The 15,687-nt window shown below is 73.9% G+C and carries 13 protein-coding genes; 4 read left to right on the top strand and 9 right to left on the bottom strand.

All coding sequences use genetic code 11. The annotated features are described in order from the left end of the window. Nucleotides 1-45: 45 nt before the first annotated feature. Together NOD94_RS27295 and NOD94_RS27290 are read right to left on the bottom strand one after the other, a co-directional pair. A complete protein-coding gene (locus NOD94_RS27295) occupies nucleotides 46-1,611 on the bottom strand; it encodes an acyl-CoA synthetase (protein WP_281208773.1) in 1,566 nt (521 codons plus the stop codon). A gap of 90 nt (nucleotides 1,612-1,701) precedes the next feature. After that, nucleotides 1,702-2,808, bottom strand: coding sequence for a nitronate monooxygenase family protein (locus NOD94_RS27290; protein WP_281208771.1), 1,107 nt, complete (start codon nucleotides 2,806-2,808; stop codon nucleotides 1,702-1,704). A 147-nt stretch (nucleotides 2,809-2,955) separates the two neighbouring features. Between NOD94_RS27290 and NOD94_RS27285 the strand changes: the two genes are divergently transcribed. After that, nucleotides 2,956-4,932: a serine hydrolase domain-containing protein gene (locus tag NOD94_RS27285; protein ID WP_281208770.1), complete on the top strand. Its 1,977-nt coding sequence runs from the start codon at nucleotides 2,956-2,958 to the stop codon at nucleotides 4,930-4,932. Between the two features lie 115 nt (nucleotides 4,933-5,047). Here NOD94_RS27285 and NOD94_RS27280 read toward each other — a convergent pair whose 3' ends face one another. Both NOD94_RS27280 and NOD94_RS27275 read right to left on the bottom strand, forming a co-directional pair. Next, entirely contained in the window at nucleotides 5,048-5,425 is a 378-nt protein-coding gene (locus NOD94_RS27280; RefSeq protein ID WP_281208769.1) for a VOC family protein, read from the bottom strand. Then, the gene (locus tag NOD94_RS27275; RefSeq protein WP_281208768.1) at nucleotides 5,422-6,066 is read right to left on the bottom strand and encodes a TetR/AcrR family transcriptional regulator; all 645 of its coding nucleotides are present in this window, start codon (nucleotides 6,064-6,066) and stop codon (nucleotides 5,422-5,424) included. The genes NOD94_RS27280 and NOD94_RS27275 overlap by 4 nt, the downstream gene beginning before the upstream one ends. A 97-nt stretch (nucleotides 6,067-6,163) precedes the next feature. Between NOD94_RS27275 and NOD94_RS27270 the strand changes: the two genes are divergently transcribed. Both NOD94_RS27270 and NOD94_RS27265 read left to right on the top strand, forming a co-directional pair. After that, nucleotides 6,164-7,339 (top strand): FAD-dependent monooxygenase, encoded by a 1,176-nt coding sequence (locus tag NOD94_RS27270; RefSeq protein ID WP_281208767.1) that lies wholly within the window; start codon nucleotides 6,164-6,166, stop codon nucleotides 7,337-7,339. 72 nt (nucleotides 7,340-7,411) lie between these two features. Continuing rightward, the gene (locus tag NOD94_RS27265; protein WP_281208766.1) at nucleotides 7,412-7,861 is read left to right on the top strand and encodes a nitroreductase family deazaflavin-dependent oxidoreductase; all 450 of its coding nucleotides are present in this window, start codon (nucleotides 7,412-7,414) and stop codon (nucleotides 7,859-7,861) included. 42 nt (nucleotides 7,862-7,903) lie between these two features. Here NOD94_RS27265 and NOD94_RS27260 read toward each other — a convergent pair whose 3' ends face one another. The 4 genes from NOD94_RS27260 to NOD94_RS27245 are packed head-to-tail and all read right to left on the bottom strand — an operon-like array spanning nucleotide 7,904 to nucleotide 12,967. After that, complete coding sequence (locus NOD94_RS27260) at nucleotides 7,904-9,490, bottom strand: NAD(P)/FAD-dependent oxidoreductase (protein WP_281208765.1); 1,587 nt, start codon at nucleotides 9,488-9,490, stop codon at nucleotides 7,904-7,906. Continuing rightward, on the bottom strand, nucleotides 9,487-11,574 hold the full coding sequence (locus NOD94_RS27255) for a serine/threonine-protein kinase (RefSeq protein WP_281208764.1): 2,088 nt from the start codon (nucleotides 11,572-11,574) through the stop codon (nucleotides 9,487-9,489). Before NOD94_RS27255 ends, NOD94_RS27260 begins: the two co-directional genes overlap by 4 nt. Beyond that, the gene (locus NOD94_RS27250; RefSeq protein WP_281208763.1) at nucleotides 11,556-12,539 is read right to left on the bottom strand and encodes an oxygenase MpaB family protein; all 984 of its coding nucleotides are present in this window, start codon (nucleotides 12,537-12,539) and stop codon (nucleotides 11,556-11,558) included. Before NOD94_RS27250 ends, NOD94_RS27255 begins: the two co-directional genes overlap by 19 nt. Nucleotides 12,540-12,586: 47 nt before the next feature. Then, a complete protein-coding gene (locus NOD94_RS27245; protein ID WP_281208762.1) occupies nucleotides 12,587-12,967 on the bottom strand; it encodes an SgcJ/EcaC family oxidoreductase in 381 nt (126 codons plus the stop codon). Between the two features lie 259 nt (nucleotides 12,968-13,226). Here NOD94_RS27245 and NOD94_RS27240 point away from each other — a divergent pair, with 259 nt between their 5' ends. Next, complete coding sequence (locus tag NOD94_RS27240) at nucleotides 13,227-14,093, top strand: LuxR C-terminal-related transcriptional regulator (protein ID WP_281208761.1); 867 nt, start codon at nucleotides 13,227-13,229, stop codon at nucleotides 14,091-14,093. 57 nt (nucleotides 14,094-14,150) lie between these two features. Here the strand turns inward: NOD94_RS27240 and NOD94_RS27235 are convergent, their stop codons facing one another. Further along, on the bottom strand, nucleotides 14,151-15,587 hold the full coding sequence (locus NOD94_RS27235; protein ID WP_281208760.1) for an amino acid permease: 1,437 nt from the start codon (nucleotides 15,585-15,587) through the stop codon (nucleotides 14,151-14,153). Between the last annotated feature and the right edge of the window lie 100 nt (nucleotides 15,588-15,687).

Raw genomic sequence — 15,687 nt, 5'->3', positions numbered from 1 at the left:
CCCCTCGCCCCTCCCCTGCTTCCCCTTCGCCTCGGCGCCGCGCCGTCACAGCGCCCGGTCGCGGCCCTCCCAGTAGGGGTCGCGCAGTCGGCGCTTGTACAGCTTGCCGTTGGGGTCGCGGGGCATCGTCTCGATGAAGTCGACGGACTTGGGGCGCTTGTAGCCCGCCAGCCGCCGTTCGCAGTGGTGCAGGATCTCGGCGGCCAGCGCGTCGCCCGCCACGAACCCGTCGGCGGGCTCGATGACCGCCTTGACCTCCTCGCCCCAGGCGTCGTGCGGGATGCCGAAGGCGGCGGCGTCCGCGACGGCCGGGTGGGTGAGGAGCGCGGACTCGATCTCGGCGGGGTAGATGTTCACGCCGCCCGAGATGATCATGTCGATCTTGCGGTCGCGGAGGAAGAGGTAGCCCTCCTCGTCGAGCACGCCGAGGTCCCCGACGGTGAAGAAGTCCCCGATGCGGTTCTTCCTCGTCTTGCCCTCGTCCTTGTGGTAGCTGAAGCCGCCGGTGTTCATCTTGATGTAGACGGTGCCCAGTTCGCCGGCGGCCAGCCGGTTGCCGTCGTCGTCGAAGACCGCGAGTTCGCTGATCGGCCAGGCCTTGCCGACGGTTCCCGGCCGCTTGAGCCAGTCCTCGGCCGTCGCGAAGGCACCGCCGCCCTCGCTCGCCGCGTAGTACTCCTCCACGCAGTGGCCCCACCACTCGATCATCGCCCGCTTGACGTGGTCGGGGCAGGGGGCGGCGCCGTGGATGGCGTGCCGCATCGAGGAGACGTCGTACGCGTCCTTCGTCTCCTGCGGGAGGGCGAGGAGGCGGTGGAACTGGGTGGGGACCATGTGCGTGTGCGTGCAGGCGTGCGCGTCGATCAGGCGCAGCATCTCGCGCGGCGTCCACTTGTCCATCAGGACGAGCGGGTGCCCGATGTGCAGGGAGGCGCCCGCGAACTGGAGCACGGCGGTGTGGTAGAGCGGCGAGCAGACGAGGTGGACGTTGTCGCCGAAGGGACGGATCCCGAAGATGCCGAGGAACCCGCCGAGGTACGTCTCCTCCGGGAGCTTGCCGGGCAGCGGCCGGCGGATGCCGCGCGGGCGGCCGGTGGTGCCGGAGGTGTAGTTCATCACCCAGCCGAGGGTGCGACCGTCCGGCGCCGAGGCGGGCCGTCCGTCGAGGAGTTCGCCGTACGGGCGGAAGCCGGGTACGGCTCCGACGCCGTAGCGGCGCTCCGCCGGCAGCCCGGCCTCGTCGGCGGCGGCGGTGGCCGCGTCGGCGAACCGCTCGTGGGCGATCAGGACCTTCGCGCCGGAGTCGGAGACGATCCAGGCGATCTCCGGGCCGACGAGGTGGTGGTTGACCGGGACGAGGTAGAAGCCGGCCTGGGAGGCGGCGAGGTAGGCGGTGAGGAACTCGACGCCGTTGGGCAGGACGACGGCGAAGGCGTCCCCCCGCTCCAGCCCGGCGGCGCGCAGCCCGTGGACGAGGCGGTTGACGTCGGCGTGCAGCCGGCCGGCGCTCCACTCCTCGCCGTCGGGGGCGACGAGGACGATGCGGTCGGGATCGGTGCCCGCCTGGGCCCAGAAGCCGTTGGGAGGCTGGCCGTGCTGCTGGTCGGTCATGCTGCTGCTCGCTCCTCTGCTCACTCCGGTGGGTGCTGTCCTGTCCCGGCGGTCGGGCCCTGGGGGGTGCCCGGCCCGGGTGCCGGGCGGTCAGGTGCGGCCGGCGATCCGGTTCATGCGTGCGATGGCGCGCTCGAAGCCGCCGGTGAGTTCGTCGAAGACGGCCTGCACGCCGCGTTCGCTGTTCATCCGGCCGACGATCTGGCCGACGGGGGTGCCGAGCAGGGGCTGGACCTCGTACTTCTGGATCCGGGAGACGGCCTCGGCGACCAGCAGGCCCTGGAGCGGCATGGGCAGCGCCCCGGGGCCGTCCGGGTCGTCCCAGGCATCGGTCCACTCGGTGCGCAGTTGGCGGGCCGGTTTGCCGGTGAGGGCGCGGGAGCGGACGGTGTCGCCGGAGCCGGCGGCGAGGAGCTTCTCGGTGAGGGCGCGGGAGTGCAGGTCGGCCTCGGTGGTGGTGAGCCAGAGGGAGCCCAGCCAGGCGCCCTGCGCGCCGAGGGCCAGTCCTGCGGCGATCTGTTCGCCGCTGCCGATGCCGCCGGCGGCGAGGACCGGGAGCGGGGCGACGGCCTCGACGATCTCGGGGACCAGGACCATGGTGGCGATGTCGCCGGTGTGGCCGCCGGCCTCGTAGCCCTGGGCGACGACGATGTCGATGCCCGCCTCGGCGTGCCGGCGGGCGTGCTTGGCGCTGCCGGCGAGGGCCGCGACGAGGACGCCGTGGTCGTGGGCGCGCGCGACGACGTCGGCGGGCGGGGATCCGAGGGCGTTCGCCAGGAGTTTGATGGGGTAGTCGAAGGCGACGTCGAGCTGGTTGCGGGCGACCTGTTCCATCCAGCCGGTGATCCGCCAGCCCGAGGCCTCGCCCTCGGCCAGTTCGGGTACGTGGTGCTTGGCGAGGGTCTCGCGGACGAACTCGCGGTGTGCTGCCGGGATCATCGCCTCGATGTCGGCCTCGGAGATGCCGTCGACGGCCTTCTTCGCGGGCATGACGACGTCGAGGCCGTAGGGCTTGCCGTCGGTGTGCGCCTGCATCCAGTCGAGGTCGCGCTTGAGCTCGTCGGGGGCGGTGTAGCGGACCGCGCCGAGCACGCCGAGACCGCCCGCGCGGGTGATGGCCGCGGCGACCGCGGGGAAGGGGGTGAAGCCGAAGATGGCGTGCTCGACTCCCAGTTTCTTGCTCAGCTCCGTCTCCATGGGCGTGAGGATGCCGCAGGGCGGCGACCGAGGGAAGAGGTTTTCTGATGCAGTGTCAGATTCTTTGCGGGTCGGTCGGTGCGGAGGGTGCGGGGTGGGCGGGCAGATACCCAGTAGCGTGCGCGGGCAGGAACAGGAGGGCCGGACATGGGTGGTACGGCGACGGGTGACGAGGCGTCTCGTGGCACGGTTCCACGGGGCACGGATCGCGATGACGGTACGGGCCGGGTACCGCCCCCCGGAGGGCCCCCGACCGCCACTGCGGCACGACCCCTCGGGGCGCGGGCGACGCACGCGGCCGGGCCTGCGACCGACCCCGGCGGAGGAGCCGGCGGGGGCGGCGGAGGGCTGAGCCGACGGCGGCTCGGTGCGCGGCTGCTGGCGCTCGGCGGGGTCCTGGTCCTGCACGCCGCACTGCCGGCCGCGGGGGCCGGGGCCGCGGGGAATCCGGCCGAACGGCGCGCCCTGCAGGGACTGCGGCTGCGCTACGGGTCCGCCCGCCAGGCCGGGCTGCTGGAGAAGCACCTGGAGGGCGTCGCCGACGAGGCCCGGCGCTTCCTCGGCCCCTCCCCCGAACACCCCTACTACGCGGGGGCGGTGGTCCTCGCCGGGCGGGGTCGGACGATCGCGCTGCACCGGGCCGTGGGCGAGGCGGTCCGGTACGCGGACTACGACGGACGGACCGACCGGCCCCGGGAGTTCCCGGCCACCGAACGGATCGCGATGGCCGAGGACACCGTCTTCGACCTGGCCTCCCTGAGCAAGCTGTTCACCTCCATCCTGGCCGTGCAGCAGATGGAGCGGGGTCGCCTGGACCTGGAGGCGACCGTGGACCGCTACCTGCCCGAGTTCACCGGTGGCGGCAAGGAGGCGGTCACCGTCCGGCAGCTCCTCACGCACACCTCGGGGCTGCGTTCGTGGGCGCCCTTCTATCAGGAACCCACCCGCGAGGGGCGGTTGAGGCTGCTGTGGTCGGTGCGTCCGCAGGAGACGCCGGGGACGGTGTACCGGTACTCCGACCTCAACCTGATCGCGCTCCAACTGCTCCTGGAACGGATCACCGGCCGCACTTTGGACGTCCTGCTCCACGACGAGATCACCGCTCCGCTCGGGATGCGCCGCACGCGGTACAACCCGCCGCGCTCCTGGCGCCGGGTCATCGCCGCGACCGAGGTGCAGCGCCCGCCCTGGTCGGGGCTGGACCGGGGGCTGGTGTGGGGCGAGGTGCACGACGAGAACGCCCACGCCCTCGGCGGGGTCGCGGGCCACGCCGGGGTGTTCGGCACCGCCTGGGACCTGGCCGTCCTCGCCCGCGCCCTGCTCGACGGCGGGGTCTACGCGGGCAGGCGCATCCTGCGCCCCGCCTCGGTCGAACTCCTCTTCACCGACTACAACACGGCTTTCCCCGGTGACGACCACGGCCTCGGCTTCGAGCTGTACCAGCACTGGTACATGGGCGCGATGGCCACCCCGCACTCCGCCGGGCACACGGGCTTCACCGGCACCTCCCTGGTGCTCGACCCGTCCACCGACTCCTTCCTGATCCTGCTCGGCAACTCCGTGCACCCCGTGCGGACGTGGCGGGCGGGCAGCGCGCCGCGGGTGGCCGTCGGCAACAGCTTCGCCCGGGCCGTGCCGGTCCGTACGAGGCACGGCGGACCCGCCTGGTACTCCGGCATGGAGACCGCCGGCTCGGGCACCCTGACTCTGCCACCGCTGACTCCGACCACCGGGAACGCCCGACTGCGCTGCGCCGTGTGGTGGGACACCGTTCCCGGCGCCGGCGCGTTCCACCTGGAGGTCTGTGCCGACGGGGAGACCTGGGAGCCCCTGCCCTTCACCACCGTACGGACCACGGGCGGTACCCCCGAGCAGTGGCCGCTGGGTTCCGCGGGCGGCTGGTCCGGCCGCGCGTGGCACCGCCTGGAGGCGCCCCTGCCCGCCCGGCCGGGCCGTGAGGTGCGGCTCCGGTTCCGCCACGCGGCCACGGGACGTTACGTCGGACGGGGGGTGTACGTGGACGTCCTGCGCGTGGCCGAGCCGGCCCGCCTGCTGTTCGCCGAGGACCGCCCCGCCGACGCGGCCCGCATCGAAGCCGTCGGGTGGACCCGGTCGGCGGATTAGGGCCCGTCGTCGAAGTCCCGTCGTCGCCCCGAGGCGGACGGGAGTTCGGCAACGGGCCCGGCGGACCCCGCCCGCGGAGCGGCCCGGGAGCGGGGTCGCGCCCGGGCGCGGCCCGTCAGTCGCCGATCAGGCAGAAGGGGTGTCCGGCCGGGTCGGCGTAGACGCGCCAGCCCTCCGCGTCGTGGCTCGCGTCGAGGAGGGTCGCGCCGACGGCGAGCACCTGCTCCTCGGCCCGGACGAGGTCGGGGACGGCGAAGTCCCAGTGGAGCTGTTGGGGGCGGGAGGGGTCGGGCCAGGCCGGCGGCTGGTAATCGAGGGCCTGCTGGAAGGCGAGGACGGCCCCGGTCGGGGTGTGGAGGGTGGCCCACCGCTCGTCCACCGTCCACCGCCGGTCGGGCCTGTTGACGGTGCCGCCCAACAACGCCGCGTAGAACTCGGCGAGTCGCAGCGGATCGGGACAGTCGAGGACCACGCACTGCAGTTCAGCGATCATGACGGAATCCTAGACGGACCGTCCGCGCCCCGACCGGGCCACGGCGCGAGCACCGCGTCGAGCATGCGCCGTACGGTGGCGGTCAGTTCGGCCGGGTCCGGGACGGGGCGGGAGCGGGCCAGGGAGCCGGCGAGCCGGTCGTAGAGCAGGCCGTCCGTCCAGGCCACGAGGAGTTCGGCGGACTCCTGCGGCCGGGCGGCGCCCAGGACCGTGAGGAGGGCGGCCGCGCGGGCCCGCGCGCGCAGGCCGGCCCGGTGGAGTTCGGGTTCCAGTTCCGGGTTCCGGGCGGCTTCCAGGCTCAGTTCGAAGCGGGCCAGCTGGCGTGCGCGGCCTTCGGTGAGCCAGCGGTGGAGCAGCGCGCCCAGCGCCCGCGCGGCGCTCTCCCGGTCGGGGGGTCCGGGCGGGGTGTCGTCGTCGAGGTCTTCGAGGTCCAGCTCGGCGAGCCGCCCGTAGCAGGCGCCGATGAGCGCCGTCCGCGTACGGAAGTAGTACGAGGTGCTGCCTGCCGGCAACCGCGCCGCGCCGTCGACGGCGCGGTGCGTGAGTCCCCGCAGCCCGCCGGCGGCCACCAGGTCGATCGCGGTGTCCGCGATGAGGGTCCTGCGGTCGGGAGCGGACGGCCGAGTGTCGGGGGTGGACATGTCCTCACTCTACAGCTGTAGAGTGAGGACATGTCCTCTACGGATGTAGAGGACCAGGCAAAGGGTCAGGGATCTTCGAGCAGCAGGAGGCCGTGCCATGTCGGAACGCCGACGTAAGGCCGTCATCGCCGGTGGCGGGATCGGCGGCCTCACCGCCGCCCTGGCCCTGCACCGCCGGGGCTGGCACGTCACCGTCTGCGAACGGACCGAGGGGCCGTCCGCCGCCGGGGCGGGAATCGTCCTCGCCCCCAACGCCCTGCGCGCCTTCGACGCCGTCGGCTTCGACGCCGCCCGGGCGGGGGGCGGGGCCGTACCGGCCGCAATGGGGCTGCGCCGGCCGACGGGCGCCTGGCTCAGCCGCGCCGACACCGCGGCCATGACCGTCCGCTACGGCCGTCCGCCGCTCGCGGTGCACCGCTCGGACCTCGCCGCCGCCCTGACCGCGGCCCTCCCGGCGGACGCCCTGCGGTACGGGGCGGGCGTCACGGAAGTCACCGGCGCCGACGGGGACCGGCCGGTGGTCCGCACCTCCAGCGGGGAGTTCCCCGCCGACGTGGTGATCGCCGCCGACGGCATCCACAGCCCGCTGCGCCACCGCTACTTCCCCGACCACCCCGGCCTGCGCTACAGCGGGGAAACCGCGTGGCGCGCCGTGCTCCCGACCGGCGGCACCGTCACCGAGGCCGCCGAGACCTGGGGGCGCGGCCGGCGCTTCGGAACGGTTCCGCTCGCCGACGGCCGGACCTACCTCTACGCCACGGCCGTCGTCCCCGCCGGATACCGACCCGGGGACGTCCGTACCGAGCTCCTGCGCCACCACGGGACGTGGCACGACCCGATCCCCGCCCTCCTGGAACGCGTCGACCCCGCGGCCGTGCTCCAGCACGACCTGTACGACCTGGCCGCCCCGCTCCCCCGCCTGCACCACGGCCGCATCGCCTGGATCGGCGACGCCGCGCACGCCATGACCCCCAACCTGGGCCAGGGCGGCTGCCAGGCCGTCGAGGACGCCGTCGTCCTGGGTCACCTGCTGGACGCGCTGCCGACGCCGGAGGCCCTCGCCGCGTACACCCGGGCCCGCCTCGCCCGCACCGACGCCATCCGGGTCCGTGCCCGTCGCGCCGGGCGGATCGCCGCCCTGACCCACCCGTTGTCCGTGGCCGCCCGCGACCTCGCGCTCCGGGCGACACCCGCCCGGGCCGCGCGGCGGGCCGTGGACGACCTCTTCGACGGATTCACCCTTCCGGGCGTCCTTGCCGAGCACCCGGCATAACCGGCGCACCCGGGGGCGTTGAGCGTCGTTGTCGAGCTCATCGACCGTTCACACGAAGGCAGGCGAAGCCCCATGACGACGGACATCGACTGGGACCACCCGACCGACCCCCGGGAAGGCACCTGGCAGTTGGACCACGTGAAGCTGTACGTGGGCTCGAACGGGGCGGAGGGCCGGGAATGGAACGGCACCCAGACCCTCCTGCTCACCACGCTCGGACGGGTTTCCGGCAAGCCGGTCCGCACGCCCCTCATCTACGGTGAGGACCGGGGCCGTTACCTGGTGGTCGCCTCCAAGGGCGGCGACGCGACGCACCCGCTCTGGTACCGGAACCTCACCGAACACCCCGAGGTCCGCGTCCAGGTCGGCCCGAAGGTCTTCCGGGCCGAGGCCCGCACCGCGACCTCCGAGGAGCGCGCCGCGTTCTGGCCGATCATGGTCGGGCACTGGCCCGCGTACGACGAGTACCAGGCCAAGACGGACCGCGAGATCCCGATCGTCGTGCTCGAACCGTCCGCCTGACGTCCGCCCGGCAGCCCGCCCCGCGCCCGACCGCGCGCGGGGTCAGCGGCCCAGGGCCGCCATCGCCGCGTTGTGGCCCGGGATGCCGCTGACGCCACCGCCGCGCGCGGCGCCCGCCCCGCACAGCAGGACGTTGGGGTGGGCGGTCTCCACGCCCCAGCGGCCCGGCGCACCGGCGTCCGCGTACGGCCAGGACAGGTCGCGGTGGAAGATGTGCCCGCCGGGCAGGCGCAGTTCGCGTTCCAGGTCGACCGGGGTCTTGGCCTCGATGCAGGGTCGGCCGTCGGCGTCGAAGGCCAGGCAGTCGGTGATCGGCTCGGCCAGGTGGGCGTCCAACTGGGCCAGGGTCGCGGTCAGCAGGACCTCGCGCGTCTGCCGGTTGTCCTTCTCGAACAGCCGGGCCGGGGTGTGCAGTCCGAAGAGGGTGAGCGTCTGGTAGCCCTGCTCCACCAGTTCCGGGCCGAGGATCGACGGGTCGGTCAGCGAGTGGCAGTAGATCTCCGAGGGCGGTACGGAGGGCAGTTCGCCCGCCGCCGCCTCCGCGTGGGCGCGCCGCAGTTGCTCGTACCCCTCGGCGATGTGGAAGGTGCCGCCGAACGCCTCGCGGGGGTCGACGGCGGTGTCCCTGAGCCGGGGCAGGCGGCTCAGCAGCATGTTGACCTTGAGTTGGGCGCCCTCCGGGGCCGGTCCGGGGCCGGGGTCCTCGCCGAGCAGTTCGGCCAGCGCCCGTGGCGAGGCGTTCACCAGGACGGTACGGGCGGCGACGCTGCCCTCGCCGGCCTCCGTGCGGAAGGTCACCTCGGCGGGGGCGGAGCCGTCGGGGTGGACGCGCAGCGCCTCGTGCCCGGTGACGATCTCCGCGCCGGCGGCCCGCGCGGCGTCGGCCAGCGCGTCGGTGAGCGCTCCCATGCCGCCGACGGGCACGTCCCAGTCGCCGGTGCCGCCGCCGATGACGTGGTAGAGGAAGCAGCGGTTCTGGACGAGGGAGGGGTCGTGGGCGTCGGCGAAGGTGCCGATGAGGCCGTCGGTCAGGACCACCCCGCGGACCAGGTCGTCCTCGAAGTGCCGCTCCACGGCCCGGCCCAGCGGCTCCTCGAAGAGCATCCGCCAGGCGTCGTCGTCACCGATCCGGGCCCGTAGCGCCTCGCGGGTGGGCAGGGGTTCGGTGAGGGTCGGGAAGACCTTCCGGGCGACCTCGGTGGTGGTCCCGTAGAAGGCGCGCCAGCGCTCGTACTCCTGGTCCGAGCCGGTGAGCCGGGCGAAGGACTCCCGGGTGCGGGCCTCGCCGCCGCCGACGAGGAGGCCGCCCGGGCGGCCGGCCCGTTCGACGGGCGTGTACGAGGAGACGGTGCGCCGGCGGACCGCGAACCGCAGGCCCAGATCGCGGACGATCTTCGCGGGGAGCAGGGAGACGAGGTACGAGTAGCGCGACAGCCGGGCGTCGAGACCGACGAAGGGGCGGGTGGAGACGGCGGCCCCGCCGGGGTGTCCGAGTCTTTCCAGGACCAGCACGGAACGGCCGGCCCGGGCCAGGTAGGCGGCGGCGACCAGGCCGTTGTGGCCCCCTCCGACGATGACCGCGTCGTACACGTCGTGCGCGAAACCGGTGGAGCCCGTGGTGGCTGTCATGGCTCTTGGTAACACACCTGGCCCAGTCGCTCCAGACAGTGCGCCTCGTCGGCGTGGGCCAGTGCGGTGTCGGGATGCTCGTCGCCGAGGGACCGTTCGCGGATGCCCGAGAGCTCGCGGTAGATGGGCAGCGCCTCGTCCCAGCGGCCCAGCCGGCCCAGGCCGACGGCGAGTTCCCGGCGGCTGACCAGGGTGTCGGTGTGTTCCGCGCCCAGGGCGGAGGCTCGGACCGCGCCCACCTCGCGGGCCTCGGCGACGGCTTCCTCCCAGCGTTCCAGGCGGCCCAGGTTGACGCCGAGGACGTGGCGGGCGCGCAGGGTCTCCGGGTCCGCCGCGCCGTATGCCCGGGTGCGGTCCGCGACCAGGGCCCGGAAGACGTCGAGGGCCTCGGCGGGGCGTCCGGTGCGGCCCAGCGCGATGCCGGTCTCGTAGCGCGCGGCCAGGGCGTCCGGGTGGTCGCGGCCGAGGGTGCGTTCGCGGGCGGCGGCGACCTGGCGGAAGCCGGTCAGCGCCTCCTCCCAGCGGCCGAGGCGACCGAGGGCGTAGGCGGCCTCGTAGCGGGTCAGCAGGGTGTCCACGTGGTCGGCGCCGAGCACCGCCGCCCCGTCGGCGGCCACCACCACCGCGGCGACGTGCGCGTCGGCGTGGCGGCCGAGGGCGCCCAGGGCGCAGGCGAGGTTGTGCCGGCAGCGCAGGGTGTCGGGGTGGCGGGGGCCCGTGGTGCGGGCGCGGGCGGCGAGGACGGAGCCGTAGATCTCGTACGCCTCGCGGTGGCGTTGCAGCCGCGACAGCTCGTACGCCTCCTCCTGGCGGGCGGCGAGGGTGTCCGGGTGGTCCGGGCCCAGCACCGCGGACCGGCCCCGGGCCACGGCCGCGTAGACGGCGAGGGCCTCCTCGTTGCGCCCGGCCCTGCTGAGGGCGAACGCGCGGGTGTGCCCGGCGGCGAGCGCGTCGGGGTGTCCCGGGTCGCCGGGCTCGGGCAGGGGGGTGCGCGGCAGCCCGTACACGCTGGTCAGCCGGGGGTCCTCGGCGGGCGCGGGCCGCATGATGCGCTGCTCCCCGGAGGCGTGCGCGGCCCGTCCGGCGGGGCGGGCGGCCGTCCACGAGCCCGTGAGCACCGCCCACGCGCCGCTGGCCGGCCGGGCCTCGATGCCGGCCTTGCGGCCGGCCGTCATGCCCGCGGCCCAGGCGGGCAGCGGGGGCCGGGCCACCGGGCCGACCGGGCCGTACCGCGCCTCGACCAGGCGCCGGTGCAGGTGGCGGGCGTCGCCGGGGCGGTCCTCGGGGCGCTTGGCGAGGAGTTCCAGGACGAGTTGCTCGAAGTGGGCGGGCAGCTCGGGACGGTGTTCGCGCAGCGGTACCGGCGTGTTGTCGCGGTGGCCCACGAGGACGGACCAGGAGTCGCCGAGGTCGAAGGGCGGGGCTCCGGTGGCGATCTCGTAGAGGACGCAGCCGAGGGAGTACAGGTCGCTGCGGTGGTCGACCTCGCCGCCGGCGATCTGTTCGGGCGACATGTAGTGCGGGGTGCCCATGGCCATGCCGCCGCCGGTGAGCTTCGCGGTGAAGCCGATGTCGTGGGCGAGCCGGGCGATCCCGAAGTCGCAGATCTTCACCGTGCCGTCGGTGAGTCGCATGATGTTGGCGGGCTTGAGGTCGCGGTGGACGACGCCCTGGTCGTGGGTGTAGCCGAGGGCGGCGGCCATCTGCTCGGCGATGTCGAGGACCACGTCGACGGGGAGCGGGCGCGCCTCGTTGTCCTCCATCAGCTGGCTGAGGTTGCGGCCCTCCAGCAGTTCCATGACCAGGTAGAGGGGGCCGCCGTCCGCGCTGTCGTCGCCGAAGTCGTGGACGACGGTGACGCCCCGGTGCTGGAGGGAGGCCGCGACGCGGGCCTCGCGGCGGAAGCGCTCGCGCAGGACCTGGGTGAAGTGGGCGTCCTGGTCATGCCCGACCGGCTTGAGGCACTTGACGGCGACCTGCCGGCCCAGCGATTCGTCACGGGCGCGCCACACCTCGCCCATGCCACCGCGCCCGATCAGATCGAGCGACCGGTACCGGCCCTGGATCAGTCTGGACTCCGCCATGTCTTGAAGTCGCCCCCGTCGTCGTGCCACGCCCTCCCCGGCCGGTCCAGTATGGCCGCTGATGTACGCAGTGTGTACGCGGAGGGGCGGCTGCCGGGGCCCAGCCGACGCATCGCTTTCAAGATGTGACCTGGCGGCAGCTGCCAGCGCAGACCAGCGGGAATGCTGCGCAGCATGCGACCCGTGCGACGCAGGCGTCGGGTGGTGACGCGCGGGGGCGGGGCGGGTCTGCCGTAGAGCGCGTGCGCCCACGGCGGAAGGGAGCCGTAGGCGAGGGCCGCGAGGGGTCCCCACAGCAGGTTTCGGCCAGGGACCAGGAGGGGGTGGACGGGCGGCGCGCGCAGGAAGTCGTCCACGGCGCGGGCGTCGGCGCCGGCGGCGAGTTCGGGGCGGACCGCCTCGAAGTACGCGGCGAGGGCGGCCGCGTCGGCGGGCACGTCGCCCGGGTCGAGGCCGACGAGGCGGGCGTTCACCCGGTTCTCGTCCACGTACCGGTCCGCCTGGGCGGGGGTGAGGGGCGCCCCGGAGCGGAGCAGGACGTGCAGGAAGCTGTCGATCTGGGCGCAGTGCACCCAGAGCAGCAGGGCGGGGTCGTCGACGGGGAAGCGTTCCCCGGTGGTGGGGTCGGTGGCGGAGAGCCTGCGGTGGATGGCCCGGACCCGGGCTCCGGCCGCTTCGGCGGCCCCGGTGGTGCCGTAGGTGAGGGTGCCGACGAAGTCGGCGGTGCGCAGCAGCCTGCCCCATGCGTCCGCGCGGCCGTCCGGGCTGTCGAAGGCCGCGCTGTTGGCCAACACGCCGCGCACCGCGCGTGGGTGCAGGGCCTGGAGGTAGAGGGCGCGGACGCCGGCGATCCACATGACCGGGTCGCCGTGACACTGCCAGGTGACGGAGTCCGGCCCGTAGAGGCCGGGGTCGGCGTCCCGGTACGGAGCCGCGTCCGTGCCCCCGTACGGAGCTGCGTTCATGGTCCGCCTCCCGCCGCGGCTGCCCGGCCCGTTCCGGGACCGGGAGCCTACCCGGCGGGGGCCGGGCTCAGGCGTGAGACGTGGTACTGGCGGATCCGCCAGGCGCCGTCGAGGTGCTGGGCGACGACGGAGAGGCGGACGGGCAGCGCGGTCCCGGCGGCCTCGGTGAAGGTGACGGTGGCGAATCCGGCGAGGGCGTCGGCGGCGACGGGGCGGGAGTGCAGCACCTCGACGGTGGCCGTGGTGCCGGGCGGGACGTTCTCGTAATAGGTCCTGACCCGTGCGCGCCCTTCGAGGAGTTGGGGGGAAAGGCCTTGGAAGAGGACGTCCTCCGCGAAGAGGGCGACGATCTCGTCGACCTTGCGCGCGTCGAATGCGGCACGCCATTCCTCCAGGATGTCGGCCAGTACGCCGAATCGGCTCACCATATTCCTGTTACCTCCGGTTCCATGGTCAAGATGAGATACGACATAAGGATGCCAGCCAATCACGCTTCATTGGCTAGATTTCGAAGTGCATAATTGAGCCATGCAGGATCATGCAAGGCAGTACCCGGGGGAATGTTGTAATCGTGACGACTCTGCAGACCGAGGAAGCGGCGTATGCGGTGAAGGGCTGACGGTTTACCGCAAGGCCGTGGTGAAGGGGTGTACGGAAAGGGAAGGGGCACCCGCCTGTCTCCTGCGGATGGGGCTGCTGGTCGCTCCGCCGGACGACCCGACGGTGCTGGTGCCCGTATCGCCCGACGTGGCCAAGGCCGAACTGGTACGGCCCATCGAGCAGTCCCTGGAGAAACAGCGCCTGGACGCCCAGGCCATCGCCGGGAGTTTCGTACCGGTCAGCGCCATCTACACCGCGGCGAAACGCGAACACACCGGCTGGGCCACGACCATCGACGGCGAACGCGTCATCCATTCCACACTGGCCCACGCGGTCCGCGAGTGCCGCGAGGAGTTGATGACCGTACAGCCGGGCGGCTCCCGGCTCTCCTACGACCTGGACGGACTCGACCACGTCCGCGGACCCGCCCGGCACCGAACCCTCTACCAGCACGCGGTACGGACCCACGCCGCGACCCTGCGCCACATCGAGCGCCTCATCGGGGCGGGCTGCGAGGTCCGCACCCTCGACCACGTCTTCGAACGGCTGATCATCATCGACCGGACCGTGGCCTACGTGCCGGGCCACAGCGAGGCCCGCACCTCCGCGCTGGAGATCAGACAGCCCTCCATCGTCTCCTTCCTCGTGCAGGTCTTCGAGGAGGCCTGGGAACGCGGGTCCTCGATCGACCCGCGCGCCTCGCGCACCGTGGAACCCGACATCGCCGACGAGATCCAGCGGGCCGTCATGCGCCTGCTCGTCGCCGGACACACGGACGAGGCGATCGCGCGGCGGCTGGGCACCAGCCGGCGCACGGTCGCCGCCCACGTCAGCCGCATCGCCGCAGGCCTGCAGAGCCGCAGCCGCGCCCAGCTCGGCTATCTCATCGCGACCACCGGCATGCTGTCCGGGGACGAACACTCCGAGCCGGACTGCGGACGCCTGTCGGCCTGACCGGCCCCAACGCCCGGCCGGGGCGGGCGGGCGCGCCCCGCCGGCCCCGGCCGGGCCTCAGCGACCGCCCGCGCGACGGGCCCGCACCGCCCGCACCCCGGCGGCCACGAGCAGCACCAGGACCAGCAGCGACGACCAGCCCAACTGGCCGCGCGTCCCGGGATCCCGGGCCATCAGGACCAGTACGCACACGATCCCGCCCGCGGCCAGCCACGACAGGTACGGGAACCCGCGCATCCGCACCACCAGCAGGTGCGGCGCCTCCCGCTCCAGACGCCGGCGCAGCACCAGGTGGGCGGCGGCGACCGTCAGCCACATGTAGAGCATGGAACCGCCCATGGCCTTCGCCAGGAAGGGCAGGATCTGGTCCGGCCAGCGGTGGTCGAGCCCGATCGAGACGAACGCGAAGGCCGCCGAGGCCACCACGGCCGCCCGCGGGGCGCCACGGCCCGAGGTCCGCGACAGCGCCCGGGGGGCGTCGCCGCGCGCGGCGAGCGAGTGGGCCATCCGCGAGGCACCGTAGAGGTTCGCGTTCATCGCGGACAGCAGCGCGATCAGCACGACCACCTCGATCAGCCGCCCCGCACCGGGGATGCCGAGGCCGTCCAGCACCGCGACGTAGGGGCTGCGGCCCGGCGTCGCGGAATCCCACGGCAGCAGCGTGATGATGACGGCGATCGACCCGAGGTAGAAGAGGCTGATCCGCCAGATCGCGCTGTTCACCGCCTTGGTGACGGATCGGGCCGGATCCCCGGACTCGGCGGCGGCCATGGTGATGACCTCCATCCCGCCGAACGCGAAGACGACGGTCAGCAGTCCCGCGACGACGCTGTTCCAGCCCTGTGGGAGGAAACCGCCGCGACCGGTCAGGTTCGCCATGCCCGGGGAGTCGACGCCGGGGACGGCCCCGCAGAACGCGGCCACGCCCAGCGCGAGGAACACGATGATGGCGGCGACCTTGATGCCCGCGAACCAGAACTCGGCCTCACCGAAGGACGAGACCGAGAACATGTTGGACTGGGTGAACACCGCCAGGGCGACCAGGGCGATCAGCCACCGCGGGACGCCGGGCATCCACTGGTGCAGGATCGTCGCCGCGGCGATCAGCTCGATGGCGATCGCGATCGCCGTCACCGCCCAGTACAGCCAGCCCGCGGTGAAACCCGCCCAGCGGCCCAGGGCCCGGTCGGCGTAGACGGAGAAGGAGCCGCTGGCCGGCATCGCGGCGGCCATTTCGCCGAGCATGCGCATCACCAGCAGGGCCAGCGCGGCGGCGAGCGCGTACGACAGGATGATGGCCGGTCCCGCGACGCGCAGACCGGTGCCGGAGCCGACGAACAGCCCGGCGCCGATGACGCCCCCCAGGGCCAGCATGGTCAGGTGGCGCGGCCGCAACGAGCCCGCGAGCCGCGCCCCGGCGGGGCCGGGAGTCCCGGTGGGCGGGGGCGCGGGTGCGGCCGGTGGTTCGGGCGCCGTGGTGAGTGGAGCGGGCATGTGTACGGATTCCCCCCTGGGAACGGGCGGGGGGGGGGGGGGGGGGGGGGGGGGGGGGGGGGGGGGGGGGGGGGGGGGGGGGGGGGGGGGGGGGGGGGGG

The sequence above is a fragment of the Streptomyces sp. Isolate_45 genome, assembly GCF_024721315.2.
In the GTDB taxonomy this organism is placed as follows: Bacteria; Actinomycetota; Actinomycetes; order Streptomycetales; family Streptomycetaceae; genus Streptomyces.
This window is presented reverse-complemented; position numbering and strand designations above follow the sequence as displayed.